This is a genomic window from Hoylesella shahii, assembly GCF_937990675.1.
Lineage (GTDB): Bacteria > Bacteroidota > Bacteroidia > Bacteroidales > Bacteroidaceae > Prevotella > Prevotella shahii.
In genome coordinates this window covers 16297-42907 of the sequence record NZ_CALKQY010000063.1, presented here as the reverse complement: position 1 = coordinate 42907, position 26611 = coordinate 16297, and the positions used below count along the sequence as shown (strand labels likewise).

The 26611-nt window shown below is 41.8% G+C and carries 26 protein-coding genes; 19 read left to right on the top strand and 7 right to left on the bottom strand.

The window, feature by feature from the left end; translation table 11 throughout:
- Window positions 1-61 precede the first annotated feature (61 nt).
- A complete protein-coding gene (locus QME03_RS09325; protein WP_281724193.1) occupies window positions 62-1678 on the bottom strand; it encodes an ABC-F family ATP-binding cassette domain-containing protein in 1617 nt (538 codons plus the stop codon).
- Between the two features lie 426 nt (window positions 1679-2104).
- Between QME03_RS09325 and QME03_RS09320 the strand changes: the two genes are divergently transcribed.
- The 4 genes from QME03_RS09320 to QME03_RS09305 all read left to right on the top strand — a co-directional run bounded on the left by QME03_RS09320 (window position 2105) and on the right by QME03_RS09305 (window position 7285).
- Window positions 2105-2917: a hypothetical protein gene (locus QME03_RS09320; protein WP_281724192.1), complete on the top strand. Its 813-nt coding sequence runs from the start codon at window positions 2105-2107 to the stop codon at window positions 2915-2917.
- A gap of 1767 nt (window positions 2918-4684) precedes the next feature.
- Window positions 4685-5530: a M48 family metallopeptidase gene (locus QME03_RS09315; protein ID WP_281724191.1), complete on the top strand. Its 846-nt coding sequence runs from the start codon at window positions 4685-4687 to the stop codon at window positions 5528-5530.
- 25 nt (window positions 5531-5555) lie between these two features.
- Window positions 5556-6287 (top strand): DUF1266 domain-containing protein, encoded by a 732-nt coding sequence (locus tag QME03_RS09310; protein ID WP_025815333.1) that lies wholly within the window; start codon window positions 5556-5558, stop codon window positions 6285-6287.
- Window positions 6288-6376: 89 nt separating this feature from the next.
- Window positions 6377-7285: a DUF1266 domain-containing protein gene (locus QME03_RS09305; RefSeq protein ID WP_273113095.1), complete on the top strand. Its 909-nt coding sequence runs from the start codon at window positions 6377-6379 to the stop codon at window positions 7283-7285.
- Window positions 7286-7794: 509 nt separating this feature from the next.
- Here the strand turns inward: QME03_RS09305 and pheS are convergent.
- On the bottom strand, window positions 7795-8832 hold the full coding sequence (pheS, locus tag QME03_RS09300; RefSeq protein WP_025815332.1) for a phenylalanine--tRNA ligase subunit alpha: 1038 nt from the start codon (window positions 8830-8832) through the stop codon (window positions 7795-7797).
- A 199-nt stretch (window positions 8833-9031) separates the two neighbouring features.
- On the opposite strand from pheS, the gene QME03_RS09295 reads away from it, so the two are divergent.
- From QME03_RS09295 to QME03_RS09285, 3 genes are read left to right on the top strand one after another with little or no spacing between them, the layout of a single operon-like run.
- On the top strand, window positions 9032-9886 hold the full coding sequence (locus QME03_RS09295; protein WP_281724190.1) for a DUF4348 domain-containing protein: 855 nt from the start codon (window positions 9032-9034) through the stop codon (window positions 9884-9886).
- Window positions 9887-9899: 13 nt separating this feature from the next.
- Window positions 9900-10916, top strand: coding sequence for a UDP-N-acetylmuramate dehydrogenase (gene murB, locus QME03_RS09290; protein WP_281724189.1), 1017 nt, complete (start codon window positions 9900-9902; stop codon window positions 10914-10916).
- Window positions 10913-11674, top strand: coding sequence for an MBL fold metallo-hydrolase (locus QME03_RS09285; protein WP_110370256.1), 762 nt, complete (start codon window positions 10913-10915; stop codon window positions 11672-11674). Before murB ends, QME03_RS09285 begins: the two co-directional genes overlap by 4 nt.
- Window positions 11675-11923: 249 nt before the next feature.
- On the opposite strand, the gene QME03_RS09280 is transcribed toward QME03_RS09285, so the two are convergent.
- The 3 genes from QME03_RS09280 to QME03_RS09270 are packed head-to-tail and all read right to left on the bottom strand — an operon-like array spanning window position 11924 to window position 12786.
- A complete protein-coding gene (locus tag QME03_RS09280) occupies window positions 11924-12205 on the bottom strand; it encodes a hypothetical protein (RefSeq protein ID WP_273261973.1) in 282 nt (93 codons plus the stop codon).
- Between the two features lie 3 nt (window positions 12206-12208).
- Window positions 12209-12556, bottom strand: coding sequence for a phage holin family protein (locus QME03_RS09275; protein WP_281724214.1), 348 nt, complete (start codon window positions 12554-12556; stop codon window positions 12209-12211).
- Between the two features lie 8 nt (window positions 12557-12564).
- Window positions 12565-12786 (bottom strand): YtxH domain-containing protein, encoded by a 222-nt coding sequence (locus QME03_RS09270; RefSeq protein WP_110370255.1) that lies wholly within the window; start codon window positions 12784-12786, stop codon window positions 12565-12567.
- Between the two features lie 270 nt (window positions 12787-13056).
- Here QME03_RS09270 and QME03_RS09265 point away from each other — a divergent pair, with 270 nt between their 5' ends.
- The 12 genes from QME03_RS09265 to rny all read left to right on the top strand — a co-directional run bounded on the left by QME03_RS09265 (window position 13057) and on the right by rny (window position 24794).
- Complete coding sequence (locus tag QME03_RS09265) at window positions 13057-13548, top strand: SPOR domain-containing protein (RefSeq protein ID WP_281724188.1); 492 nt, start codon at window positions 13057-13059, stop codon at window positions 13546-13548.
- A gap of 7 nt (window positions 13549-13555) precedes the next feature.
- Window positions 13556-13972 (top strand): Holliday junction resolvase RuvX, encoded by a 417-nt coding sequence (gene ruvX, locus QME03_RS09260; protein WP_025815326.1) that lies wholly within the window; start codon window positions 13556-13558, stop codon window positions 13970-13972.
- Window positions 13969-14532 carry a peptide deformylase gene (gene def, locus QME03_RS09255; protein WP_025815325.1) on the top strand — a complete coding sequence of 188 codons (564 nt, stop codon included), beginning with the start codon at window positions 13969-13971 and terminating at the stop codon, window positions 14530-14532. The genes ruvX and def overlap by 4 nt, the downstream gene beginning before the upstream one ends.
- Before the next feature lie 65 nt (window positions 14533-14597).
- Entirely contained in the window at window positions 14598-16586 is a 1989-nt protein-coding gene (locus QME03_RS09250; RefSeq protein ID WP_281724187.1) for a tetratricopeptide repeat protein, read from the top strand.
- 418 nt (window positions 16587-17004) lie between these two features.
- Window positions 17005-17394 (top strand): DUF1573 domain-containing protein, encoded by a 390-nt coding sequence (locus QME03_RS09245; protein ID WP_025815323.1) that lies wholly within the window; start codon window positions 17005-17007, stop codon window positions 17392-17394.
- A gap of 145 nt (window positions 17395-17539) precedes the next feature.
- Entirely contained in the window at window positions 17540-18577 is a 1038-nt protein-coding gene (locus QME03_RS09240; RefSeq protein WP_281724186.1) for a DHH family phosphoesterase, read from the top strand.
- Window positions 18578-18825: 248 nt separating this feature from the next.
- Complete coding sequence (locus QME03_RS09235) at window positions 18826-19473, top strand: DUF4827 domain-containing protein (RefSeq protein ID WP_025815321.1); 648 nt, start codon at window positions 18826-18828, stop codon at window positions 19471-19473.
- Between the two features lie 13 nt (window positions 19474-19486).
- On the top strand, window positions 19487-20872 hold the full coding sequence (gene glmM, locus QME03_RS09230; RefSeq protein WP_110370254.1) for a phosphoglucosamine mutase: 1386 nt from the start codon (window positions 19487-19489) through the stop codon (window positions 20870-20872).
- Between the two features lie 836 nt (window positions 20873-21708).
- Complete coding sequence (locus tag QME03_RS09225) at window positions 21709-22332, top strand: hypothetical protein (protein ID WP_025815320.1); 624 nt, start codon at window positions 21709-21711, stop codon at window positions 22330-22332.
- Between the two features lie 193 nt (window positions 22333-22525).
- Window positions 22526-22834: a hypothetical protein gene (locus QME03_RS09220; RefSeq protein WP_025815319.1), complete on the top strand. Its 309-nt coding sequence runs from the start codon at window positions 22526-22528 to the stop codon at window positions 22832-22834.
- On the top strand, window positions 22827-23144 hold the full coding sequence (locus QME03_RS09215; RefSeq protein WP_025815318.1) for a cell division protein ZapA: 318 nt from the start codon (window positions 22827-22829) through the stop codon (window positions 23142-23144). The genes QME03_RS09220 and QME03_RS09215 overlap by 8 nt, the downstream gene beginning before the upstream one ends.
- Before the next feature lie 114 nt (window positions 23145-23258).
- Window positions 23259-24794, top strand: coding sequence for a ribonuclease Y (rny, locus tag QME03_RS09210; RefSeq protein ID WP_273115650.1), 1536 nt, complete (start codon window positions 23259-23261; stop codon window positions 24792-24794).
- Window positions 24795-25049: 255 nt separating this feature from the next.
- Here rny and QME03_RS09205 read toward each other — a convergent pair whose 3' ends face one another.
- Window positions 25050-25823 carry a tetratricopeptide repeat protein gene (locus tag QME03_RS09205; RefSeq protein ID WP_025815316.1) on the bottom strand — a complete coding sequence of 258 codons (774 nt, stop codon included), beginning with the start codon at window positions 25821-25823 and terminating at the stop codon, window positions 25050-25052.
- A gap of 95 nt (window positions 25824-25918) precedes the next feature.
- The gene (locus QME03_RS09200; RefSeq protein ID WP_273146990.1) at window positions 25919-26512 is read right to left on the bottom strand and encodes a hypothetical protein; all 594 of its coding nucleotides are present in this window, start codon (window positions 26510-26512) and stop codon (window positions 25919-25921) included.
- Window positions 26513-26611 lie beyond the last annotated feature (99 nt).

Genomic DNA, 26611 nt, shown 5'->3' with positions numbered 1-26611 from the left:
TTTGTTTGTTTACTGTATTAAGTCTTTGTAAGTAATCTAGCAAATACCTTGCCAACCTGTTTTATACGTTGTACATTTTGGCCCTTTGTTCCTTAATGGCAGGGTCGTAAATGTAGTCGTCGTAGCTCATCAGCTTGTCGATGGTGCCACTGGGTGTTAGTTCGATAATACGGTCGGCTATCGATTGTATGAATTGGTGGTCGTGACTGGCAAAGAGTATGTTACCCTTAAAGCCCACTAAGTTGTTGTTGAAGGCCTGAATGCTTTCCAAGTCCAAGTGGTTGGTGGGTGTGTCTAGTATCAAACAGTTAGCATTTTTCATTTGCATGCGCGCAATCATACAACGCATTTTCTCGCCTCCTGATAGCACATTCACCTCTTTAAGTACGTCTTCGCCCGAGAAGAGCATGCGTCCTAGATAACTTTTCATTACCACTTCGTTTCCTGGTCCGTATTGACTGAGCCAGTCAACAAGGTTCAGTTTGCTATTAAAGAATTCGGTATTATCTAAAGGCAAGTAAGCAGTAGTGATGGTAACGCCCCATTTGTAGGTACCAGCATCGGCTTCGCGGTTGCCATTGATAATCTCGAAGAGTGCCGTCATGGCCTTAGGGTTATGGCTAAGGAACACCACTTTCTGACCTTTCTCCACGTTAAACGACACGTTGTCGAACAAAACGTTGCCCTCATTGTCGGTGGCTTTCAATCCTTCAACCTCTAGAATTTGGTTTCCAGGTTCGCGTTCCATCTGGAAAATGATGCCGGGGTATTTGCGGCTTGAAGGTCTGATTTCTTCAACGTTAAGTTTTTCGAGCATCTTTTTACGCGAAGTGGTTTGTCTACTTTTTGCCACATTGGCAGAGAAGCGACGAATAAATTCCTCCAACTCCTTGCGTTTCTCTTCGGCTTTCTGCTTTTGGTTTTGTGCTTGACGCAAAGCCAACTGCGAACTTTCGTACCAGAACGAGTAGTTACCCGAGAAAATGGTAACCTTTCCAAAGTCGATATCCACCGTTTGGGTGCTCACTGCATCGAGGAAGTGACGGTCGTGACTAACAACGAGCACCGTTTGTTCCACGTTGCCTAGGTATTCCTCAAGCCAGTTTACAGTGTCGAGGTCTAAGTCGTTGGTAGGCTCGTCGAGCAAAAGGTTATCGGGGTTGCCAAATAGAGCCTTTGCCAGCATCACGCGCACTTTTTCGTTGTTTGATAGGTCGCTCATTTGTTTATAGTGCAAGGCATCAGGCACGCCCAGGTTGCTCAGCATTTGTGCTGCATCGCTTTCGGCTTCCCAGCCATTCATTTCAGCAAACTTCTCTTCCAGTATGGCTGCGCGATTGCCATCCTCTTCGGTCATTTCTTCTTTCGCATATAGAGCTTCGCGTTCTTTCATGTTGTCCCATAGCTTTTGGTGACCCATCAGCACAGTATCTATAACGCGATATTCGTCGAACTTAAAGTGATCCTGATCCAAAACCGAAAGACGTTCGCCTGGTCCCAGCTCCACCGTACCCTTGTTGGGTTCTAGTTCGCCACTAATGGCTTTGAGAAGGGTGGACTTTCCAGCCCCATTTGCACCGATGATGCCATAAATGTTTCCTGAAGTGAACTTCATGTTCACGTCTTTGTAGAGCACTCGCTTACCGAATTGAATAGCAAGATTTGTAACAGTTATCATTCTCTTTTATCTTGTTTTATAATTATGTACAACTTGAATAGATGTTATGTGCCGACCTATTTTTTCGGCTTTAACCATGCAAAGGTAGTGGTTTTCATTGGATTATGCAAATTATTGGTTCGGGTTAGCTTTCTTGTCTTTGTTTTCAATGCTTGCATTGGTGTGAGGTTGTGGCAAATAGCACGCTTTTGCGGGATGCTCTTTCTTTTTTGATGGTTGTGTTGAGGTGCGTTGTTAAGTTGTTTTCTTGTAGTGTTTTTTGTTTATAGTGCATCTTTCCGATACCTATTATGCGGGTGGATTACAGTGTTTAGCTGGCTGTGTAATGTTAAAGTTCTAGAATGAATATATGTGTTTTTTACTTTTTTTGTAACTTTGCTATTCCTTTTGAATATATTTGTAATTGTAATTAGTTTATAATAGCACATGAAAAAGTTTTTGTTTCTTTTAGTTGCGTTCAATCTCGCTTGGATATTATCATCTAATGCGCAAAGCAACGTGCGTGGTCGCGTGGTTGATGCTGCAGGAAACGGCATCGAATACGTTACGGTATGCGTAGATAGCGTCTTTTGTATTTCGGATATTGATGGAAATTTCGACATAAAATTGCCTGATAATGCTACTGGTGACATGAAAGTGAGTCATATTAGTTTTAAAACGAAAGTTATTCCGCGTAGTCTTTATCAACAAGGTGATGTAAGAATTGTTATGGAAGATTTGGCTTATAGTCTGGGTGGCGTTGCTGTGGTGGCCAAGAAGCTCACGTTGGAACCTATACTTGGCAAGGGAATGAAACTCCCAGGCGATGCCACATTTGGCAAAGAGCAGCTAGGTGACCTCGAAGTTGGCCCGGCTTTTACCTCTAAAAAAGATTATGCGGTGGCTAATTTCCAATTTAAAGTGGGAAAATGTACCTATACACGTTGTGTTGTTCGCGTTATTGTATACGAACTTGTGGGCTCTGCTTTCGTGCCTGTACAGGCAAAACCCATTTATTTCACGCTGACTCCAGCCAATCAAAACACAGACGTGAAGGTTAAGGCTACAGAAAAAATATATCTAAAAAAGGGATTGACCTATTATGTGGGATTGTCTCTTGTGTCGGGAGGTAATGGTAGTTTGCATTTCCCCGCACACATGCGCTTTTCTTATGTACGAAATCTTATTAAAAATTCGTGGAAGAAAATGCCCGCTACGCTTGGGGTTGCTATTGAAGGTTATCGGTTAGAGAAGAAATAATGCGCAATGCTTGTTGTTTCAAGCTTGTTTGCTTAATATTGATAGAGACATTCACGTAGGACTGCTGTTATAGCTGGCGAGGTTTGTTTCTACATTTTTAGAATAGGTTTATCCTAGAAAAGCGGTGAGAGACGCTAGGCGATGGTTGTGTTTGTATGCGCCATAACCTAGCGTCTTTCGTTGCTTTTGGCGTTTGGGGAGACAGAAAAATTCAGTGTTCGATGGTCTTCTTTCTCCGTGATGCAAATGTTTCTGATGTGTTTACGCCCTGTTAGCGCCTATTTTTCTTATTCAGGGGTGTGAGTTTGGGCATTGCATTATGATGCTCTCTCGAGTTTTGTTATACGTTAAACCCCAATCGGGCATTATACCACAATGTTTCCTTAACTTTTGTTTTTGTGTTGTTTTCTCACATCTTTTATTTTCTTGTTGGCATCTTGTCTGTCTTTGCAACTTGATGTAGCCCGCTACGCCTGCGTTACAAAGACAGACAAGATGCCAACAATAAAATAAAAGATGTATAGGCTCTAATAACATTTGGGCTGAATGAAAAGTTAATATATTTCTTTATGTTTTACAAAACATCATTTTGAATACCTCTTATTTTAGCGTTTTAAAACAGACGGCAGATTGTAGCTATTTATTGCTGTTTTAATGCTGTTTTGGTGGTTTTTGATTGTAAGATGTTGTGTGTTAGTGTGTTGTGAACTGATGTTTAGGTGAAGAAGAAAAACACGGAGAACGAGACGACGGATGTTCATAATGTTGTTTTTGTTTCAAAAAGTCGTGTTTTAGGTGCTTTTTCTCCTTTTTTCGACTCTCTTTTGTTCTTTTGTTTCAGAAATATTAAGGTCGAAAAAGTGCTAATTATACAGTTTTACGCATTTAATGCATCGTATTTATCCAGTTGATGACTTGTATCGATGTCGTAGTAGAAGGCAGAAAACTGTTGTGTTTTTCTTATTTTGTTGTTAAAAGTAGGTTTTAGCTTGGCGTTTTGCTGCATTTAACCTTGCGTTTTGTAGCAGTTAGCACTGCGTTTTGTAGGAGTTAGCACTGCGTTTTGCTGCAAAACGCACGGTATTTTGCAGCATTTAGCCTTTTTTACCTGCTTCTTCTCATTTATTTATTAGGCTTAGCCCAAGCTTGTAATAGTTGTGTTTTGCGATATTTATGCAAAATACCCCATGCAAGAATTTAATTTATGCAGCCAAGAGGAGAGATGACTCGAAATAATGCCGTATTTTTTGTTAAATAAACATCTTGAAACTTTACAAAATTGTGGGTAGTGTGTGACGATGAGTACCAAAGACAACTTTCTGCTTGCTCAAACCTAATGGCGTTAGGTTAATTCTTGCCTCTAATTTAATATTGATGTGTTTGAAACATAAATGGTTTAGCAAGCTTTGTCAACCACTTTTTCTATTTGGCACAACATCAATGTATGATGCGAGGGGGGGGAGATAGATTTCTTGGTGTGCGAGTATCTCTCATTATCTAAATAAGACAGCTGAAAAACTTGTGTTTCTAATCCAAAAGTGTTATTAAAATTTAAGCTAAGGAGGGCAGGTGATAATTTAATTAACATTTAATTTTGACTACTTTCAAGAACTAAATGCTTTATTGATAGACGCTTATCTATGCTTTAAAACTGCCTTTGGCGGGGTACTAAAAGGAATGTAGTGTTAAAAAATAGGAAAGTGTAATAGGCAAAAGTATTTTTGCTTAACTTTGCTCAATATTTATAATTATAACACAAGTTAATTTATGAAGAAAGTTTTATCAACAATGTTTGTTGCAGCCTTTTGTTTACTAAACACAACGCCTGCTATGGCACAGTTTAATCTTAAAAAGGCAGTGGGAGGAGCAGCAAAAGCAGTGAAGGCGGCTACTTTGACAGATGCCGACGTGCAGAATTATGTGAAGGAATACATCGATTGGATGGACAAGCACAATCAAGTTTGTCCCGATGACAACCCCTATGCTATTCGTTTAAAGAGACTTACTTCTGGATTAACCAACGTCGAAGGTATTCCTTTGAATTTTAAGGTGTATTATGTTATTGATGTTAATGCCTTTGCTTGTGCTGATGGCAGTGTGCGTGTATTCTCTTCGTTGATGGACATCATGACCGATGAGGAATTGCTCGGCGTAATTGGTCACGAGATAGGCCACGTGGCACACAAAGACTCGAAAAACGCATTCCGCACAGCTTTGTTAACCTCGGCTTTGAAAGATGGTGTCTCTTCAACCAATGGAAAGGCAGCTGCGCTGAGTGACTCTCAGCTAGGCGATCTGGGTGAGGCTTTACTCAATGCCACCTATTCGCAACAGCAAGAAAGCAGCGCAGACGCTTACGGTTACGAGTTTTTGAAGAAAAACAATAAGAATCCTTGGGCTATTGCCTTGTCGTTCGAGAAACTGAAGAAACTTGAAGAGGATGCAGGCTATAAGAAAGACAGCAAATGGAAACGTATGTTCTCTTCTCACCCCGACCTTGACAAGCGTATTAAGACGATGAGCGAACGTGCTCAGAAAGATGGATTTACACGACCTGAAAACAAAATGCCCGCAGATGCAGCCACTCAGAAAGCTGCTAAGGGTAAGAAATAATAACCTTAAAAATACATAACTAATTATGCTATCATTTTTTGCATCATTTTATTACGCCGTCTTTGGTGGTTTTCGTATAGACAAAAACACCAACTTGAGTACGGACCAACAGCGCAAATTGTTGCTTAGTGGTGTCTTCTCTTGTCAGAAAGGCGCTTATTTAAATGTGGTAACAACGGGCTTGTCGGCTGGCAGTCGCGAGCAAATGTTCGGTCAAGGTTGGGATATAACCGACCGTGAATCGGCTATTGCCATGCTGGATTATCTTAGGGATGAAGGCACACGCCGTTTCTTCCCCCAGGTGGTAGAGGCGTTGAAGCTTAAAAACAAACAGGCTATTCAGCAGTATATCACCGAAACCTGTGAAACCGAAGATGATATGTACGCCTGTTGGGAACAGGTGAAGTTTGCTTTCGAGTCTATTGAGCCGTTAATGAAACAACAACTCATCAAAGACGAAGCCGACTTTGTGCGCATTGGCCCTGATGCTTGGGATGCAGGTAGGTTGGTGTTTATGGCCAGAGTGTGCAATGAGCATGGTTATATCACCAACGAAGAATTATGGGATTATATTGAGGCAGCCGATGATATAGCCCATCAGACAATACGTTCATGGGAAGATTTCGGTAAGAGCTATATCATAGGACGTTGCTTATGGTGTGGCACAGCCAACTATTTTGAAGTGATGGCTGACCATGCAAAGGAACTATATACGAAAGAAAAAAGTCCTTGGAAAACCATTCCTTTTGACAAATAAACATATTTACTTACATAATACAATCAGAAAGCCATTGCTTGTTGCGCACTTGCGACAGGCATTGGCTTAAATCACTAGAAATTAACTATATGAAAAAGAAAAACATTTTTGGTTTGATGGTAGTGATGTGCTTTGTTGCACAGCAAGTTGAGGCTGCTGAAAGGTTTCGTATTAGAACTCATGGAGGCTCGGGAGATGGTGATGGCTCGTATAATTGGATTTTCTATCTAATCTTTGCTATTGCTATTTTGGGCGGATTGTACCATTATATGGCTGAATTAAAAAGCATGTTGCGTTCTGTTTTTGGTGGTTTCCTATTAGACGAAAAAACTACATTGAACAAAGACCAGCAACGAAAGCTGCTTTTGAGTGGTATTTATTCTTCGTCTCTTAAACTTTATATGAACAGTTTGAAGAGTGACATGACGTGGCAAGAGCGTAAAGATTGCCTTCAAAATGATTGGCAAATAAACGATCGTGACTCGGCACTTAGCGTTCTTACCGAGTTGAAAGTGCTTTGCACAAAGAGTAATATTCCGCATATAGCAGAGGCATTCAAACTCAACGACCAGCAGGCCATCGATAAATATCTAAGCGATACATTCATGGTGGATAAGGATGCGCGAAGCTGTGCTAAGGAGATAGAGAATGCTTTTAAAGCGATGCCCACACTAGTGAAGTATGGCATTGTTAAAGATCATAACGAACTTGTACGTATAGGAACAGATGGCTGGAACATCACTCGTTTTGCTTTCATTGTGCGTTTGTGTTATGATTCGGAGTATATCAACGAGACCGAGTTTTGGGAATTTATGGATGTGGCCGACGAATTGGCTCATCGTTCGCTCACTTCTTGGGAAGATTATGGCAAGAGTTATCTTATTGGTTATGCCCTCTGGGGTACTTCAAACGTTGAATTGAAGATTGAAAGCGATAAGATTAAGAAACTAACAACCGACCCAAAGAGTCCTTGGGTGACGTTCCCTTTTGCTAAATAAATTTTTAAGGCCCTTTGCAGACGCTGAATATAGTTTGCAAAGGGCCAATTTGATTTTAGAAAGAACCTTTTGGTGATTAATGTTATAGGATGTTTTAAGAAAGTGGTTTACGTAAAAAACTTACTCTTCGCACAGCCTACGTCTTGCTTTGCGAACCAAACACACTGCTTACATGCTGATAACACCACATAATATGTATTGCGATAGATATTAACGAATAGGATATTTGCGGGATGAATAAAAGTAGAAAAACAGCTTTAACTTGAAGAAAAAAGACGAGAAGAGGGTTTTTATGAATACTTTTTGAGCCAGAGAAATACAAATACGAACGAATTAAAAAGGAGTTGGACGTTGCACTATGAATGGGGGTACATCCTAACAATAAGATTAGATGCAGTATATTGTTGTGACGCAGAATAGAATAAAAAAACCGCCGACAAAATTGTCAGCGGTTTAAAATATTATGTTGTGCATTTGCCTTGATAAGGGCTGCACATTGCAAGCGCAGATTAGTTAGCCGATTGGAACTCTTGCAAGAAACGAACGTCGTTCTCGGAGAACATACGCAAGTCGGCCACGTGATATTTCAAGTTGGTGATGCGTTCGATGCCCAAACCAAAGGCATAACCCGAATAAACGGTGCTGTCTATGCCGCAGGCTTCAAGCACATTGGGGTCTACCATGCCACAACCAAGGATTTCAACCCAACCCGTGTGTTTGCAAAAACCACAGCCCTCGCCACCGCAGATGTGGCAAGAGATGTCCATTTCTGCACTTGGTTCGGTGAAGGGGAAATAGCTTGGACGCAGGCGGATGTCGGTGTCGGGACCGAAAAGCTCGCGAGCAAAGGTAAGCAACACCTGTTTTAGGTCGGTAAACGACACGTTTTTGTCGATGTACAAGCCTTCTAGTTGGTGGAAGAAACAGTGCGCGCGTGCCGAGATAGCCTCGTTGCGGAACACGCGCCCAGGGCAAATCACGCGGATAGGCGGTTGTTGGCGTTCCATCACTCGGCTTTGGTCGTTAGACGTATGCGAGCGTAAGATAACACTTTTCGTAACGTCGTTGGGGTTGCTCTCGATAAAGAAAGTGTCTTGCATGTCGCGAGCTGGATGGTCGGGCGCGAAGTTTAGTTTGGTAAACACGTGCAAGTCGTCGTCGATTTCAGGTCCTTCGGCAAGCGTAAAGCCCATTCGTTGGAAAATATCAATGATTTGATTGCGCACGATAGTTAGCGGATGGCGCGTTCCTAGCCTGATGGGGTAGGGAGTACGAGTAAGGTCGGGTGCGTCTTCGGCCTTATTTTGTTGGCCAACACACTCTTTCAGTTCTTTCAGTTTGTCTTGTGCAAGCTGTTTCAACTCGTTGATTTTCATGCCCACCTCTTTCTTTTGTTCTGCAGGCACATTGCGGAAGTCGGCCATCAGAGCAGTGATGTCGCCCTTTTTGCTGAGGTATTTAAGGCGCAGTTGTTCAATCTCGTCGGCATTTTGTGCCGAGAGATTGCTCACTTCTTTCAACAGTTGGTCTATCTTATCGAGTATCATCTTTTATTGTGTTATTACAATTTGAATGCAAAGTTAATATTTTTATATTGAAATAAACATGGTGTGGAAATAAAGTTGTACTTTTGCATGAGTTACGGTGCACCTCTATGGTATGAAAACAATGCACAAGAAGGTGTTCTCCGTAGTTATGAAAGATTTGAGAGACTAACAAAAAGTTTTAGAAAAGAATAGAATAAAGATGAAGAAACTAGTTTTCTTTGCCATCATGGCTGTGGTGTTGGTAGCGATAGGGAGTACAACCACCAGCTGTAAAGATAAGAAATCCGTTGCCGACAGCATCCGAATAGACTCCTTGCAGGTTGATACAACGGCACGTGACACCCTAGAAAGTATTATAGAAGAACAGCCCATGCCCAAGGCGGCCGATGAGTTGTTCGATGATTTTGTTTTTAATTTCGCTGCAAACCGCAAATTGCAGTTGACGCGCATAAAGTTTCCGTTGGACGTTTACCAAAACGATAAGGTGGTGAAGCGCATTGAGAAAAAAGATTGGCGTATGGAACACTTCTTTATGAAGCAAGGTTATTATACGCTTATTTTCGACAATGTGAAGCAGATGGACTTGGTGAAAGACACTACAATCGACCATGTGGTAATCGAAAAAATTACGTTTAAGAACAAATCCGTGAAGCAATACCTGTTTAATCGCATCAACGGACAGTGGACGCTCACGTCGATGGGTCTTAAGCATATAAGCGAAACCACGAATGCTTCGTTCTTACAATTTTACCAACGCTTTGCTTCAGACAGCGCGTTTCAGGTTCAAAGTCTTAACGATTTAGTGGAGTTTACCGCTCCTGATCCTGACGACGACTTTAGTTCGATAACTGGTTCGATAACGCCCGAGCAGTGGCCATCGTTTAAACCTTGGCTGATACCCGATGGAGAGATTTATAACATCATCTATGGGCAAAAGTACACTGAGAGCAATCGCAAATTGTTCGTTATTAGAGGGGTGGCTAATGGTATGGAAACCGAGATGAACTTCAAGGTTGTGAAGGGCAAATGGAAACTGATGAAGTTTAATAGTTAGGCTCGTATTATATATGACAGACCTTTATAATTACGACCTCACGGCGCATAATACCTTCGGTATCAATGCCAGATGCAAACGATATGTGGCCTTTGATAATGTGGAAGAAGCTCAAACCGTACTTCCAAGCTTGGTGGCTAGCGGCGAACAATTGTTGATTTTAGGTGGTGGGAGCAACCTGCTATTAACAGCCGACTATAATGGAACGGTTGTTCACTCGCGCATATTGGGTGTGCAAAGTAGCGATGATGGTGCCGACCATGTGCTGTTGCGAAGTGGTTCGGGTGTGGTTTGGGATGAACTTGTGGCCCAATGTGTAGCCGAAAACTTGCACGGAGCCGAAAACCTGTCGCTGATACCTGGCGAAGTGGGAGCAAGTGCCGTGCAAAATATTGGAGCTTACGGCGCAGAAGTGAAAGATTTGATAACCGAGATTGAAGCTATTGAAATCAAAACAGGGCACTTAGTATATATAACCAATGCTCAATGCGAATATGCTTACAGGCAGAGTAGATTTAAAAAAGACTGGAAAGACCGCTTTTTTATCACGCATGTAACCTATCGGCTTAGCAGAAACTTTGTTCCGCATCTTGATTATGGCAATATTAGGGGGGCATTGGCCGAGAAAGGTATCGCTACACCCACGCCAAGCGAGTTGAGACAGATTATCATTGATATAAGAAATGAGAAGTTGCCCGACCCGAAAGTAGAGGGAAATGCTGGTAGTTTTTTTATGAACCCCATCGTAGAACGAGGCCAGTTTGAAGCCTTACAAAAGCTATATCCCAACATGCCACATTATATTATAGATAATGAACACGTGAAAATACCAGCTGGCTGGATGATAGAACAATGCGGATGGAAAGGAAAAACCCTGGGACGGGCTGGCGTTCATCATAAACAAGCATTGGTTTTGGTAAATAAAGGTGGAGCAGATGGCAAAGAAGTTTTGGCGCTTTGTCAGCAAATACAGTTGGATGTGCAAGCCAAATTTGGCATTACTATTCATCCAGAGGTTAATATAAGATGAAATTTACGCTTTTAGGTACGGGTACATCTAATGGAGTACCTGTGTTGGGATGCGATTGTGCGGTATGTCGAAGTACAAATAGCAAAGACAAACGCTTGCGTTGCGCGCTGCTAGTGGAGAGCAATGCGAGCAGATTACTAGTGGATTGTGGTCCTGATATTCGTCAGCAGCTCATGCCTCATGCCTTTCGTGCCATTGATGGCGTATTGCTTACCCATATTCATTACGACCATGTGGGAGGTATTGACGACCTTCGGCCCTATTGTAGTTTTGGAGATATAAACCTCTATGGTAACGCTTCCACGGTAAAAGATTTGAAACACAACATGCCTTATTGCTTCTCAGATAAACTATATCCAGGTGTTCCACTTCTTAAGTTGCATGCTATTGCACCCCATCAAACCTTAACTTTCGGCGATATTGAAGTGATGCCCATAGAAGTGATGCATGGTAAGCTGTCTATCCTGGCTTTTAGATTTGATAAGTTGGCCTATATCACCGACATGAAAACCATTGCAGAAGAAGAAATAGCCAATCTACAAGGTGTGGAAGTACTGGTTATAAATGCCCTTAGATTTGAAAAAGAGCATCATTCACACCAATTGGTGGATGAGGCAATCGCCTTTTCAGAGCGCTTAGGGGCAAAAAGAACAGTGCTTACACATCTCACCCATCGTATAGGAATCCACGAAGAAGCCAGTAAACGTTTGCCCCAAGGTGTTGAATTGGGTTATGATGGAATGCAGATCGAGCTTTAAATACCCGATCCGCATTTATTGTTAAGGGAAAATTCTGCTGTTGTTAAGGGGAAAATCTAATGCCTTTAAAAGTGGGTTTATCAATACCCGCATTGTTGAAAGGCTACTACAAGAAGTAAGCTTTTAGTGAATATTGTGCCTTTTGTTGCATCTTAAGGAATGCAGAGGCACAAAACATTGCGTCATTGCTTTTAAAAAAATGGAAGTCTTGTAGGCAATTGTAAAAGCAAGATGCCGTTACGGCGGTTATCAAAACCAGCTTTTAAATTTTAATAGTGGTTTTCCTGTGAATTTTCGATATAGTTTCCATCCAAGAATAAGCGTGTCGGCAACGCTAATTCCAGTGCTTACCATGTCTGAAATACGCTTTGAAGGCGAAGTGTTCTCCTTGTCGTTAGGAGTGAACAATTTGTCCCATAGCACCCTAACCTTGTCTTCTTCCTCTACAATCTGCTTTCTTACTGCCTCCTTTTTCGCTCTAATCTGTGTGAGCGAAGTGTAAGACGGCGAATGAATAATATCGTTTTCCATATCCTAATCCATTAAGATGCTCGCAAGAATTCTAATCACAGGCCTCTCAATCCATTGCTTTCGGAAAGCGAAGATTAGCAAGAACAGCACAATATAGAAAGCCGCCACCACACAAAAGCTAGTGGCCATACCTAATGAAGGTGCCAAAGCGTAGACGACAGCAAACGACCCGAAAATGATAATCATCATAATCGAGGCTGTGAGAATGCCTAACAAAGTTACAGCGGTGATAAGACGCACCACCTTTTCAATTACATCGAGCTTCACATATTCTTTTTGAAGCCCGATGTAATCTTTGAGCACTTCTACGAGTTGCCCAATGGTTTCTACGTTGTTATCTGTAGAGAACATGCTCATGTTTATTCAACAATCGACTCTGGAACGGCGTCTTTGATGTCGTCAACGAGGTCGTCTACCTGCTTGCGGCTCAACTTGAGGTTGTGTTTCTTGCAGAAATCGTCAACAGCGTCAGAAATTTTACCACGTGTGTCTTCGCCTTTTTCAGGGGCAACCAGCAGTCCGAGGGCTGCACCTGCGATAGCGCCACCTAAGAATGCGCCAATGTAACCTAATGCTTTCATACCTTTTTTAGTTTTAATATTTATTGTTTTTATTATAAACGATTGGAAGCAATTTGGCAAAGCCTGTTAGCTGTGCCATATCCAATACTTTAGCAAATGTAATAAAACTATGCTAATATTCAAAATTATTGTGTCATTATTTATGTTAAAAAGCGTGTATGGTGTTCAATTAACAAACTTTATGCGAGCTAACTTCGTGTTTTACTTATATATTTTGTAATTTCGCCCATCAAAAAGTGATTGTAAGTTTAATTCTAAATAGGATAGAAGATGAAGAAAAGTATGATTTTAGGCGCCACATTGTGTGCCGCATTTATGTTGTCTAGCTGTGGGTCGAGCAAAGAAAGTGCTTATAAAAAGGCCTACGAAAAGGCAAAAGCACAAGAGCAAGGACAGTCTTCAGACGATATGCAAGGCGCTGCGCCCGTAGTAACACCCCTTGAAGAATCGCCCGCAACACAAGTAACAGCTGCTGAAGCCGTTGAAAATGCTACCGTAAGACAAGAAAGCGTCACTGTAGTGAGTGGCACTGGTCTTAGCGATTATAGCGTTGTTGTTGGTTCGTTCTCACTGCGTAGCAATGCCGAGGGACTGTATAACAGACTCAAGAGCGAAGGAAATAACGCACAGTTGGTATTCAACGCCGAGCGTGGAATGTATCGTGTAGTGGCTGCTACGTTTGTTTCTAAGTCAGACGCAGTTGCTTCAAGAAACCAATTCCGCTCTACCTATCCCGACGCTTGGTTGCTTTACAGAAAGTAAATAGCGCGTGGCTAGAATATTATCCGTAGACTACGGAAAGAAAAGAACAGGAATCGCTGTTACTGATCCGTTGCAAATTATTTGCAATGGATTGGTAACAGTTTCTTCGTCTACATTGGTTGATTTCCTTCTCGACTACACCAAGCGAGAAGATGTGGAACTAATCGTTGTTGGCGAACCAAAACAAACTAATGGGCAACCAAGCGAAAACCTCGAACGCGTGAAACAATTCGTGGCGCGATGGAAGAAAATTTGCCCTACAATACCTGTCGTTTACTACGACGAAAGATTTACGTCGGTGCTGGCACATCGTGCAATGATCGACGGTGGCTTAAAGAAAAAAGCCAGACAGGATAAGGCATTGGTCGACGAGATTAGTGCCACTATTATTCTGCAAAGTTACATAGAATCAAAGAGAAAATGACATTACCTATATATATTTATGGTCAACAGGTGCTGCGAAAGGTGGCACAAGACATCCCATTGGACTATCCCAATTTGAATGAACTAATCCAAAACATGTTCGAAACAATGGAAAACAGCGACGGAATAGGATTGGCGGCCCCTCAAATTGGGCTAGACATACGTCTGTTGGTTATCGACCTGGATGTGCTTGCCGATACTTATCCCGAATATAAGGGGTATAGAAAGGCTTTTATCAATCCTCATATTGTTGAGATTGATGAGAAATCTAAAACCGAAAGCCTTGAAGAGGGATGTCTCTCCCTACCTGGCATTCACGAAAAGGTTACTCGGCACACGCGCATACGTGTACAATATGTAGACGAAGAACTTAAACCTCATGACGAATGGTTTGAAGGTTATGTTACCCGTGTGTTGCAACATGAGATTGATCACCTTGACGGTGTACTCTTCACCGACCATCTTTCACCATTTCGTAAACAGCTTATTAAAAGTAAGCTAAAGGCTCTGATGCAAGGAAAATTCCGTTGCGGGTATCGCACAAAGGTCTCTGCGCGCTGATAAAACCCTTTGTATCCAACCTATTATTGCCAACAGAATTACACCAGAATTACCTCCTTTGCTGCATGAAGAGAAAAATCGCACTTGTTTTCTTCGCTCTTGTGGCGTTGGTTGGTCGCGCACAATTTAATGTAGACCGACTAATGACAAGCGGACAGATAGCCCTCCATTACGAGGACTATGTGCTCTCCATGCAATATTTTAACCAAATCATCTCACTTCGGCCCTATCTTTATCAACCCTGGCAATATAGAGCTATAGCTAAATATTACCTCGACGACTACGTTGGGGCCGAAGAAGATGCTGCTGAAGCCATCAAATTAAATCCTTACATTGAGGATATATACGACCTAAGGGCTATCTCTCGCATTAGGCAAAATAAGTTTCAAGAGGCTATTATTGATTATAATAGCGCTATTAAGCTTAATCCGCGTAACCGAAACTATTGGTACAACCGCGCCGCTTGTCGGATGAATAGCAAAGATTATGCTGGAGCTCACCACGATCTAGACACGATTGTGAGGCGTTGGACCGATTATGCCAACGCTTATACACTTAAGGCAGAGGTTTTTTTACACGAAAAAGATACGCTTAAGGCTGCTGAGTGGCTGGATAAGGGATTGAAACTTGATCCCTACGATGCCAATGTGTGGACTATGCGTGCCTATATCAGTCTATCGCGAAACCAATGGCGCGAGGCTGACGAGTTTTTAAGCAAGGCCATTCACCTAAAACCTAAAAACGTGGATAGTTATCTTAACCGAGCCATTGCTCGCGTAAACCTGAATAACCTACGTGGGGCAATGGCTGATTACGACCTCGCGCTGGAACTAGACCCTAATAATTTCTTGGGGCACTATAATCGCGGACTCCTACGTTTGCAGTTGGGCGACGACAATAGGGCCATCGCCGATTTTGATTTCATCATTAAACAAGAGCCTGCTAACTTCATGGCAGTGTTCAATCGTGGTATTTTGCACGAGAAAACGGGTAATATTCGTGCTGCAATCGAAGACTATTCGGCTGTTATTAAGCAATTTCCTAACTTTTGGATAGGATTATCTTATCGTGCCCGATGCTATCGTAGACTGGGTATGACGGCCAAAGCCGAACTCGATGATTTTAAGATTCTCAAAGCACAAATGGATAAACGTTTGGGTGTGCAAGCAAGATGGAGTAAGGCAAAGTTAAAAGAAGTGCGCAAACGCAGCGAGTTTAATATGGACAAATACAACCAAATGGTTGTGAATGATGAAAATGAGGTGGCTCACGAATACCAAAGTCGCTATCGCGGGCGTGTTCAAGACAACACTGTCAACACGTCTCTCATGCCCATGTTTCACCTTTCGCTTGTACCATACGCCAATGGTATACGTTCGTATCAGGCTTTTGACCGCGATGTAGAACACTTTAATAGCGTGGAAAAACAAATCGATAAACTCTATGTCGCCTGTGGAAACGAACAGTTGGATGAGGCCCGTTCTAAACATTTCTTTATTTTGGTAGAGTCATTGTCTGTTAAAATAGGTGGCAACAATAACAATGTTGCACTTCGTGCACTGCTCTTGCAGCGTTCTGTGGCTTATAGTACATTGCAAAATTTTGATGCGGCAATTGCCGATGCAACCACATTGCTTTCCATCGATAGCACTTCGGCCATGGCATATTGGCATCGTGCAGTGTGCCAGATAGCCATGAGCGGATTTAAGGCATCTAACGGAGTAGATGTTAAGTTACAAGAAGCAGGCGCATTGTCCGACTTAAATAAGGCCATTGCACTGAAACCACAAAACGCTTATTTGTATTATTGTAGAGCTAATCTATATGCTCATCAAGGCAACAATGAAAAAGCTGTCGCCGACTATACATCGGCTATCAAGCTCGATAATCGTTTTGCTGAAGCCTATTTTAATCGCGGATTAACCTATATAACGCTCGACAATCGCTCACTGGGTGTGAAAGACCTTAGCAAGGCAGGCGAACTAGGACTATATTCGGCATACAACATCATCAAGAAAAACAGTGCTTCGGCTACCAAGAAGCATAGCAAATAATTGTTTGCTAAGTGCTTATAGCCCTTTCTAGTATATGTGCCAACGAGAAAACTAAATGGTGCAGCCAGCTTATACCATAGCATAGCAAAAGTAACGTATCAAGCAATTCTCCTGGTGACTAACATTGCTTTGTAAATTCATATTATCTGCTGAAACATCGCTTTACATTTTTCGATTTTTGTATAATAAATAAGGCTTCAATATACATCAAATGCCACAGACATAACGTATTTTTAAGTGTGGATGAATTATAATTCTTTGCTTAAAATTCGTTTTTCTCCTTATATAACGTTACCTTTGCATAATCGTTAGGAATATAAAATATGAGCTTTTGTTCGTTCTGCTGTTGCTTATTAATGCTCAAAGCACGGTGGCGACAGCATTTTGCACAGTATTCATTAAACAATATAATAAGAATATGAAGAAATTGGTATTGCTAACAATGATGCTTTTTGCATTCGTTGGATTTGCTGTAGCACAGCAAAAGGCAGAAATTAAATTTGATAAGGTAACCCACAACTTTGGTCGTTTCAGTGAAAAGAATCCAGTTCAGGAATGCACGTTCACTTTTACCAATGTGGGTCAGGCTCCCCTTGTTATCAATCAGGCCATGGCAACTTGTGGATGCACCGTACCTTCGTATCCCAAAACTCCCATCAAACCAGGAGAAAAAGGCGAGATTAAGGTAACTTATAACGGAAAGGATAAGTTTCCTGGACATTTTAAGAAAACAATTACCATTTACACTAACGGAACTACCGAGATAACTCGCATTTATGTTGAGGGTATTATGGAAGAAGCGAAGTAACGAAAAGTAAATAAATCAACAAGGCTAAACATAAAAAACGATATAACAGAAGAATATTTCACAAGTAATTTTTATGCAATATGCCGTAAATAATAAGGTGTTTAAAGCATGGCTTTAAGCACCTTTTTTGTAACTTTGCACCATTATGCAACTCGAATTACTTTCACAGTCTGATTTAGAAACTCTAAGTGGGTTGATAAAGGATGCGCGCAACATCATTGTGTGCTGTCATAAGTCGCCCGACGGAGATGCTATTGGCTCTTCGTTAGCATGGGCCGACTATCTGAGACAAGTGGGCAAAGACCCACTTGTTATCGTTCCTGATGCGTTTCCCGACTTCCTTAGGTGGCTGCCAGGCGTAGAAAAGGTGATGCGCTACGATAAGCATACTGCTCTATGTAATGCACGAATGACTGAAGCCGACCTTATTTTTTGCCTCGATTTCAACGCAACGAGTAGGGTAGACGATATGCAGCAAGCCTTGGACAAAGCCACAGCCCAGCGCGTGGTATTCGATCACCATCTTAACCCACAGATCTACGCGCGCCTATTGGTCTCGTTCCCGTTGATGAGTAGCACCTGCGAAATTGTTTTCCGTATTGTATGGCAACTCGGAGGCTTTGACTTACTTACCAGACAAGCTGCCGTAGCCGTGTATTGTGGCATGATGACCGATACAGGAGGGTTTACTTACAACTCCACTCGACCTGAAATTTATGTTATTATCGGTCATCTACTCACCAAAGGGTTTGATAAAGACAAAGTTTATCGCAAGGTCTACAACAATTATAGCTCGTGGGCTATCCGCTTTAGAGGGTATCTCATGAGTCAAAAGCTCAATGTATTAAATGAATTAAACGCTTCGTATTTTTGCATTACGCGTCAAGATATGAAAAATTTTCATTTCGTTAAAGGTGATGCAGAAGGGCTTGTTAACGAACCTTTGCGCATTAAAGGGCAGAAACTTGTAATCTCCTTGCGCGAAGATACCGATAAAGATAATCTTATTTTGGTAAGTCTACGCTCGGTAGACGATTTTCCTTGTAACGAGGTTGCTGAGCGTTTCTTTAACGGAGGTGGCCATTTAAATGCGAGTGGTGGTAAATTGTATTGCACGATGGATGAGGCAGAGCGAGTGGTTCGCGATGCAATTTTGGCCTATGCTGACCGCTTAAGGGCCTAAATTGATTGTTAATAACACCTCTCAAAAACATCAATAAAAGACGTTCAATGCCTTCAAACTTCCCAAATGGAAGTATAATGAGGCATGCGGATGTGTAAAAAAGCAAAAATACAAGACTTTACATCCGCTGAAAGTAATATTTTTATTATCTTTGCAGTATTGTGGGCGAAGTTTAAACTGTCGGTTATTAACGACAAAATAGATGAACAAAAAGTCCGCATGCTCACCATATAAAATTTAAACGACGAATGAAGAAATTGTTCTTTTCACTTTTCCTCCTGGCAGGAGCGCTCTCTTGGCAATCGTGCAGCAAGTACGAAACTTACGCCGACCAGGTGGAAATGGAACGAAACGCTATCAACAATTACATCACGAAGCATAACATCAAGGTGATTAATGAAAGCGATTTTAAAGCAAACGGCAATATCACCGACGCCACTAAAAACGAATATGTGCTCTTCGAGAGCTCTGGCGTGTATATGCAAATCGTGCGTAAAGGTAAAGGAGAACCCATTGCGTTAGGTCAAAGCATGGATGTGGAATGCCGATTTAAAGAGGTGAACATGATAACCGATAGTCTTGTGTTGTCTAGTTTCCAGCCACGCTTCGCAGCATGGCTTGATAAGATGACTGTAACCAATAATTCAGGCACATTCACAGGAACCTTTATTGGTACTAATGGTTTGATGTATAGGGCGTATCAAAGCTCAAGTGGCGCGTCTGTGCCTTCGGGTTGGCTCACTCCTTTTACATATCTCTTGTTAAGTAGGCCCTCTTCGTCGGCTGATGCTACAGCACTAGTGCGCCTAATAGTACCTCATGATAGAGGGCATGGCACAGCAAGCACCAGTGTAGTACCTTATTTTTACGAACTAGAATTTAGTAAAGCACGTTAATAACATATTGTTTATGACACTCATTAAATCAATTTCTGGTATCCGTGGCACTATCGGCGGACCATGTGGAGATACACTCAATCCCTTAGATATCGTTAAGTTCACTTCGGCTTACGCCACCTTTATTCGCCAAAACACTCCTTCTGGTAGCAACAAAATTGTTGTGGGACGTGATGCGCGCATCTCTGGCGAGATGGTTAAGAACGTAGTGTGTGGCACACTTATGGGGATGGGCTTCGATGTTGTAAACATTGGACTGGCTACCACGCCTACAACCGAGTTGGCTGTTACTATGGCAGGGGCTGATGGCGGTGTCATTATCACCGCAAGTCATAATCCACGTCAGTGGAATGCTTTGAAACTGCTAAATAATAAAGGAGAATTTCTTACAGCCGAAGATGGTGCTGAACTGCTAAAAATTGCTGATAAAGGCGATTTTACTTATGCAGACGTTGACCATTTAGGACTTTATACCGAGGATGATAGCTTCGACCAACGCCATATTGATAGTGTGTTGGCACTTAAACTTGTTGATGCCGAGGCCATCAAGAAAGCTGGATTTAGGGTTGCTGTAGATGCTGTTAATAGCGTTGGTGGTGTTATTCTCCCTAAACTACTTAAGCAACTGGGAGTGGAATACACCATGATCAACGGAAAACCAACTGGCGATTTTGCACATAACCCCGAACCTTTGGAAAAAAATCTCACCGAGATTATGACCGAGGTTAAGAATGGTAACTATGATATGGGTATCGTTGTCGATCCCGATGTAGACCGCTTGGTGTTTATTTGCGAGGATGGACAGATGTTTGGCGAAGAGTATACACTTGTGAGTGTTGCCGATTATGTACTGTCTAAAACGCCTGGTAATACTGTTTCTAACCTTAGTTCAACACGTGCTTTGCGTGATGTAACACTTAAACATGGCGGACAATACACAGCTGCTGCAGTTGGAGAGGTGAACGTAACCACACAGATGAAAGCCACAAAGGCTGTTATTGGCGGCGAAGGCAATGGCGGAGTAATCTATCCTGAAAGTCATTACGGTCGCGATGCCTTGGTTGGTATTGCGCTCTTCCTTAGCAATGTTGCACATAAAGGTTGCAAGGTTAGCGAACTGCGTGCTAGTTATCCCAACTATTTCATTGCTAAAAATCGCATAGACCTTACAGCTTCTACCGATGTTGACGCCATTTTGGAACGCGTTAAGGAGTTGTATAAAGACGAACAAGTTAACGATATCGACGGCGTTAAGATTGATTTTGCCGACAAATGGGTGCATCTGCGCAAGAGCAACACCGAACCAATCATCCGCGTATATAGCGAAGCAGCCACAATGGAAGAGGCTGATGCTATTGGTAAGAAGTTGATGCAGGTGGTTTACGATATGACTAAGTAATAAATTTGCACGTGGCTTTATCGCTATTAATGGCCATCGCTGCATGCTTATAATTCCCCTACACCTTGTAGGAAACAATTCTTTAGATGCCACTTTTGTCTCTCTTTGCTCTTATTCTGTAGTCTAGAATAGGCGATGAGAGGTAAAAGTGGCGTTTAATTTTGTCTTTTACAGCACGATGCAATTAGTACAGAGCAAGTTTACAGTTGCACTTTAGAGCTGTAAGTTACAATCTCAACACATAAGGCATTCACTTGTAAACAGAAGATGTGTATAATAACAAAGACAGTCAACCCTTCACAGTAAACAATGACCGTGATAACCAACAATCAACAAAAGCCTTTTTCTAGTAAATCAAGCTATGTTAAACAGCGAAAACTATCAAACAATTCTTAGCCCACAATATTGTACGCACGCTACAAGCATCTTGTATCAGCACTACAAGTGTCTTGTACTAGCACTACAAGCTTCTTGTATCAGCACTACAAGTGTCTTGTACTGACGCTACAAACCAGCTAGTACCGATGTTAAAAGTATTTTTTTCCACACATTCATCTTCTGAATCCCTGTTTTTTAGTTACACCTCTCCCTACTTTAATTTTGCAGTAATAGCCATAATCGTTGCCAAATAAATTTGTTTTCGGTTCTAAAACAAATGTCTAAAGCTCTAAATCTAGCTTCTAAAGGCCTGAAATTAAGGCTATAAATTGCAATATTCCCCTTTTTTTCGTACTTTTGCAGTTAGTATTCGCTCCAACCAAGGCATAAACCTTATGTCAAAGGTAAAAGAAAGCGTGAGCGTAACACTTCTAATTACACTTTTCGAAACAAAAATTATGGGATTATTTTCCTCAATATTCAAAAAACAAGCCGATAAATCGAAAGCAGGAGGCATGGAAGACTATATGACGCTTGTGCGTGTTTACTTCCAAGCAACCCTCGCAGCCAATCTTGGAATAACCAATTTGGCCATGCTTCCCGATTTGAGAACGTACAAAACAACATTGCGCATACCCACGCAAAACAATAAGTTGGGTCTTGGTGAGAAGTCGCATTGTCGCAAAATGTTGAAAGAACTCTATAAAACCGACGACGACTTCTTTAAGGAAATTGATGCCAGCATCAGAAGAAACTGTCATAAACTGCAAGATGTGCAGGTGTATTTGGTGCAATTCCAAAACTTCACACAAGACCTCATGATGCTAATGGGCAACCTTATGAAGTTTAAGTTGCGTTTACCATCCTTTTTCAAAAAGGCCATCTACACCATGACGCAACGCACCATCAACGATATTTTCAATAAGAACGACTTTTCGGATGCTGGTGTTTTGAAAACCGTAGGCTCAATTAGGCAGTACAACAAGCGACTGGGATTTAGCCAAAAATGGGTAACCGACTTTGTATTCCAAGTGGTGATGCTGGCCAAAAAAGAACCCCGTCCTGAGGAAAAAAACAAATAAAGGGTAGGGTAGAGCAACTGTGTTGCTGCCATTTCGAGGGTTGCCGCATGCATTTTGTAAGACGATAAAACCTAAATTTCGCCTTTTATAACCTGCAGGTACACAATAATTACATTTTTTCTAAAATGTAACAGCCTGAAAATTTGCGGTATCCAAATAAATAAATTAAATTTGTAGTCAAATTGGTGTTTATATGGATGCAAACGAATTCACATTGTCGCACTTAAGCACACGCCTTCGCCAGCTGATTCTCCAATATAAAGAGTTGGAGAAAAAGAATGCTGAGCTGCAGGCGATGGTCAACGAGCGCGATGAAAGAATTAAAGAATTGGACGATAGTCTTCAATCCGTTTGCAAAAGCTATGAAAGCCTTAAAATGGCAAAGATGGTTGAAATCACCGATGGCGACATGGAGTCGGCCCAGAAAAGGCTTTCTAAACTCATTAGGGATGTTAACAAATGTATAACACTCCTTAGCGAAAATAGCATTGACAATGGCTGAAAATAATAAAGATATCTTAAGTATTAAGCTCAATGTCTATAACAGAACGCTGCCTGTTAACTGTAGACGTGACGAAGAAGAGAAGTATCGCAAAAGCGCTAAGCTGATTACCGACCTCGTAAACTTCTATTCTTCGCGTTATGCAGGGCAGAAAAATGATGTAGACATCTTATATATGGTGCTCATTGATGTTGCTATGCGATATCATAAGTCGGAAGAACGCAACGACGTTGAACCGCTTATGGAGACCCTTAAAGGGCTTACCGATGAAATTGAAGATGCTTTGGGTATTGAACCATCGTCTGTTTAAGCTGTTTCCTTTTTAGAGTTTTCTTGGCTCCTGGCATCGCATGTCTAGGTAATTGCTCGTATTCACCAAACGGGAACAGAACAAAAACATTACATAATCAATATAAAACTCTGTATGATAGAAACGATAATCGCTGCCGCCGTGGCACTTATTATTGGGTGCTTTGTTGGCTATCTCTTTTTTAGATATGTTATTAAAGGGCAGTATAACGAGATGTTAGAAAACGCTAACAAGGAGGCGGAAGTGCTGAAAGAAAAAAAATTGCTTGAAGTAAAGGAGAAATTCCTAAATAAAAAGAGCGAATTGGAGAAGGAGGTGCAAATACGCAACCAACGTATTCAGCAAAACGAGAATAAACTTAAGCAACGCGAAATTTCGCTAAACCAACGTCAAGACGAGTTGGCACGCCGAAAACAAGAGGTGGAACAATGTCAACAACGTGTGGATAACGAGAAAAAGTTGCTCAGCATTAAGCAAGAGGAACTTGAAAAGATGCAATGCCAAGAACGTACTAAGCTTGAAGAACTTTCTGGCCTTAGTGCTGAAGAGGCTAAAGAGCGTCTTATCGAGAGTCTTAAAGACGAAGCGAGAACGGATGCTGCTAGCTATATCAACGAAATTATTGACGAAGCTAAACTCAATGCAAACCAGCAGGCTAAGAAAATTGTTATCCAAACCATTCAACGTGTGGCTACCGAAACGGCAATCGAAAACTCGGTTAGTGTGTTCCACATTGATAACGATGAGGTAAAAGGTCGCATCATTGGTCGCGAAGGTCGCAATATCCGTGCTTTGGAAGCTGCTACGGGCGTTGAAATTGTTGTTGATGATACTCCCGAAGCCATCGTTATTTCGGCTTTCGACCCCGTTCGCCGCGAAGTTTGCCGACTGGCTCTGCACCAACTTGTGGCTGATGGTCGTATCCATCCCGCCCGCATTGAGGAAGTTGTGGCTAAGGTAAAGAAACAATTGGAAAACGAAATCATTGAAACAGGTAAGCGTACAGCCATCGACTTGGGTATCCATGGCCTCCATCCTGAACTCATTCGTATTGTGGGTAAGATGAAATACCGCTCGTCTTATGGTCAAAACCTTTTGCAACATGCGCGCGAAACGGCCAATCTTTGTGCTGTTATGGCCTCTGAACTGGGGCTTAATCCTAAGAAAGCTAAACGCGCAGGACTGCTTCATGATATTGGAAAAGTGCCTGATGAAGAAAGCGAACTGCCCCATGCTTTATATGGAGCGAAGATTGCAGAGAAGTTTAAGGAGAAGCCAGACATCTGTAATGCCATCGGAGCTCACCACGATGAAATAGAAATGAATACCTTGTTGGCTCCCATTGTTCAGGTTTGTGATGCCATTTCTGGTGCTCGCCCTGGTGCACGTCGTGAGATTGTAGAAGCTTATATCAAGCGTCTCAACGATTTGGAAGCCATCGCAATGAGCTATCCTGGCGTAACAAAGACTTACGCTATACAGGCTGGTAGAGAACTGCGCGTTATTGTTGGCGCCGATAAGATGGACGATGCTGAGAGCGAAAAGCTAAGCGGCGAGATTGCAACAAAGATTCAAAACGAGATGACTTACCCCGGACAAGTGAAGATTACCGTTATACGCGAGACGCGTTCGGTGGCCTTTGCCAAGTAAGTTTCAAATGTTTAAAAAGGCTTGTTAAGCCTATATATATAATAAGGTGTGCTTTGTGGCACACCTTATTTTATTTTCTGCGCTTCTGTTAGTTGGCTGACAACTTCCAGGGTATTGGTCAAACGTTTTACAACTACCCATTAATTGAACTTTTGGGCTAGCTTACCAAACAAAAAAACGGGACATTTCTTGATGCAAAACGTCCCGATGTTGCAAATACTCTCTCGAAAGAGATAAGCAGATGTGGTAGAGAAGTTAGAAGGTAACGTTTCGGTCTTCCTCCGCACCCTTTAAGTCGCCCAATGCTTCGCGCACATCGCCCCTTTCTTTAAACGCCTCGGCGTGGAAGGGGTTAGCCTCAATCACCTTATCATAGTATTCAAGAGCTGCAGCATTATAGCCTTTAGCCTTCTCGATGCGAGCTTTTAGTAGCAGCGCATCTTCGTTTCCGTCCACGTGTTCCAACAAAAAGTTAGCATCTTCTTCGGCTTCTTCCAAATTTTCCATATCTAAGAGCGTTTCCCCTCTTAGCAAATAGGCGTCTAAGTATTCGGGCGTGGTGAGAATAGCTTGCGTTAACATAGACACGGCATTAACGTTATCGCCTTGTCCAATACAAGCTCTAGCGTAGAGATAGTGCACCGTTGGACTTCTCTTGTCTATCAATAGTGCCTTCTCGCACGCATCAGCCATAGCGCCATAATCGTCTATACGATAGGCCACATCAGCCATTCTGATAAAAATCTTTTGGTTGTCGGGTTGAGCTTCTGCAAGTTGTTGCAGTTGTTCGTAAGCTTTTAGTGGTTCGTTAGCCATTAAATAAGCTTGCGAAAGATAGTCGCGTATCTCCAAATCTTCTTGATACTTCAGGGCATTGGTAAAGCAATTGATGGCGTAGTCGGCTTGTCCCATGTGCAAAGCCTTTACACCGTCGAACTTCAGAATGTCGAAATTCTTTGCCTCTTCATCTTGTTTTCTCTCTTCAGGGTCTTCGGTTTTCCCACCGAACAAGGCTTTTAGAATGTTCATGGTGTTGTTTACATTTAGCGTTTAGTATTTTGTGATATGTTTTTTAGATTGCAGTGTGGGGCTAAACCTTTAGGGCTAGCCCCACAAAGTGGCAATTAATAGTTTTTCAGTTCGTTGTAAACGGGCAGAGGAATAACGTCGGTGCGGTCCCATTTGGGCCATCTTCCGTTAACAATACCATATTCTTTGCCCACGTCTTTATATCTTTGAAAACTAAATCGGGCATTGATATAGCCATCGTCTCCATCCTTAGCCAATACGTAGCAATACATATATTGGAGATAACCAATTACTTTGCTACCATCTTTTACCGATTCGCTCACCCATCCTTCTTGCGGAATGGTTACGCTAACAATATTGGTGTGAGGGTATTTTTTGGCAAATAATTTCTCGCTAGTCTTTTTAAATTTCTCTGCATCTTTACCTTCGTAGATGTTAAGCGAGTAGATAGGCATGTAATAAGTACCGTCTATTTTTACTTCGTCACCCTCTCTGCCTTTTTCGTTTAAGCCAATTACTTTCTCTAATCGTTTTCCTGCGCGTTGCATCGAACTCTTAGCCTTTTTCATAATGGAAGAAACCTTCTCGGCTAACGACTCGTCTTGGTTTCCTTTATTGCTTTGCGCCCATGCTTGAGATGCAGAAAATAGCATTGCAAGTATTGCGCATGTTAATGTTTTCTTCATCATAATTCTTCTTTTAGTCTTTGCAAAAATAAGGCAAATAGGCTATTTCGCAAAACAAATAGTGGTAAATAATTTAAAAATTGACCTTCTAACGACAATTTT

What these genes read in the sequence shown, in the direction of transcription:
- QME03_RS09265 (WP_281724188.1), top strand. Translation starts at nt 13,057, where the DNA reads ATGAAGAAAAGTATGATTTTAGGCGCCACATTGTGTGCCGCATTTATG.
- QME03_RS09295 (WP_281724190.1), top strand. Translation starts at nt 9,032, where the DNA reads ATGAAGAAACTAGTTTTCTTTGCCATCATGGCTGTGGTGTTGGTAGCG.
- QME03_RS09315 (WP_281724191.1), top strand. Translation starts at nt 4,685, where the DNA reads ATGAAGAAAGTTTTATCAACAATGTTTGTTGCAGCCTTTTGTTTACTA.
- QME03_RS09285 (WP_110370256.1), top strand. Translation starts at nt 10,913, where the DNA reads ATGAAATTTACGCTTTTAGGTACGGGTACATCTAATGGAGTACCTGTG.
- def (WP_025815325.1), top strand. Translation starts at nt 13,969, where the DNA reads ATGACATTACCTATATATATTTATGGTCAACAGGTGCTGCGAAAGGTG.
- murB (WP_281724189.1), top strand. Translation starts at nt 9,900, where the DNA reads ATGACAGACCTTTATAATTACGACCTCACGGCGCATAATACCTTCGGT.
- QME03_RS09205 (WP_025815316.1), bottom strand. Translation starts at nt 25,823, where the DNA reads ATGAACATTCTAAAAGCCTTGTTCGGTGGGAAAACCGAAGACCCTGAA.
- QME03_RS09270 (WP_110370255.1), bottom strand. Translation starts at nt 12,786, where the DNA reads ATGAAAGCATTAGGTTACATTGGCGCATTCTTAGGTGGCGCTATCGCA.
- glmM (WP_110370254.1), top strand. Translation starts at nt 19,487, where the DNA reads ATGACACTCATTAAATCAATTTCTGGTATCCGTGGCACTATCGGCGGA.
- QME03_RS09275 (WP_281724214.1), bottom strand. Translation starts at nt 12,556, where the DNA reads ATGTTCTCTACAGATAACAACGTAGAAACCATTGGGCAACTCGTAGAA.
- QME03_RS09320 (WP_281724192.1), top strand. Translation starts at nt 2,105, where the DNA reads ATGAAAAAGTTTTTGTTTCTTTTAGTTGCGTTCAATCTCGCTTGGATA.
- QME03_RS09200 (WP_273146990.1), bottom strand. Translation starts at nt 26,512, where the DNA reads ATGATGAAGAAAACATTAACATGCGCAATACTTGCAATGCTATTTTCT.
- QME03_RS09310 (WP_025815333.1), top strand. Translation starts at nt 5,556, where the DNA reads ATGCTATCATTTTTTGCATCATTTTATTACGCCGTCTTTGGTGGTTTT.
- QME03_RS09240 (WP_281724186.1), top strand. Translation starts at nt 17,540, where the DNA reads ATGCAACTCGAATTACTTTCACAGTCTGATTTAGAAACTCTAAGTGGG.
- QME03_RS09245 (WP_025815323.1), top strand. Translation starts at nt 17,005, where the DNA reads ATGAAGAAATTGGTATTGCTAACAATGATGCTTTTTGCATTCGTTGGA.
- QME03_RS09220 (WP_025815319.1), top strand. Translation starts at nt 22,526, where the DNA reads ATGGATGCAAACGAATTCACATTGTCGCACTTAAGCACACGCCTTCGC.
- QME03_RS09225 (WP_025815320.1), top strand. Translation starts at nt 21,709, where the DNA reads ATGGGATTATTTTCCTCAATATTCAAAAAACAAGCCGATAAATCGAAA.
- QME03_RS09325 (WP_281724193.1), bottom strand. Translation starts at nt 1,678, where the DNA reads ATGATAACTGTTACAAATCTTGCTATTCAATTCGGTAAGCGAGTGCTC.
- QME03_RS09305 (WP_273113095.1), top strand. Translation starts at nt 6,377, where the DNA reads ATGAAAAAGAAAAACATTTTTGGTTTGATGGTAGTGATGTGCTTTGTT.
- QME03_RS09280 (WP_273261973.1), bottom strand. Translation starts at nt 12,205, where the DNA reads ATGGAAAACGATATTATTCATTCGCCGTCTTACACTTCGCTCACACAG.
- pheS (WP_025815332.1), bottom strand. Translation starts at nt 8,832, where the DNA reads ATGATACTCGATAAGATAGACCAACTGTTGAAAGAAGTGAGCAATCTC.
- QME03_RS09250 (WP_281724187.1), top strand. Translation starts at nt 14,598, where the DNA reads ATGAAGAGAAAAATCGCACTTGTTTTCTTCGCTCTTGTGGCGTTGGTT.
- QME03_RS09215 (WP_025815318.1), top strand. Translation starts at nt 22,827, where the DNA reads ATGGCTGAAAATAATAAAGATATCTTAAGTATTAAGCTCAATGTCTAT.
- rny (WP_273115650.1), top strand. Translation starts at nt 23,259, where the DNA reads ATGATAGAAACGATAATCGCTGCCGCCGTGGCACTTATTATTGGGTGC.
- QME03_RS09235 (WP_025815321.1), top strand. Translation starts at nt 18,826, where the DNA reads ATGAAGAAATTGTTCTTTTCACTTTTCCTCCTGGCAGGAGCGCTCTCT.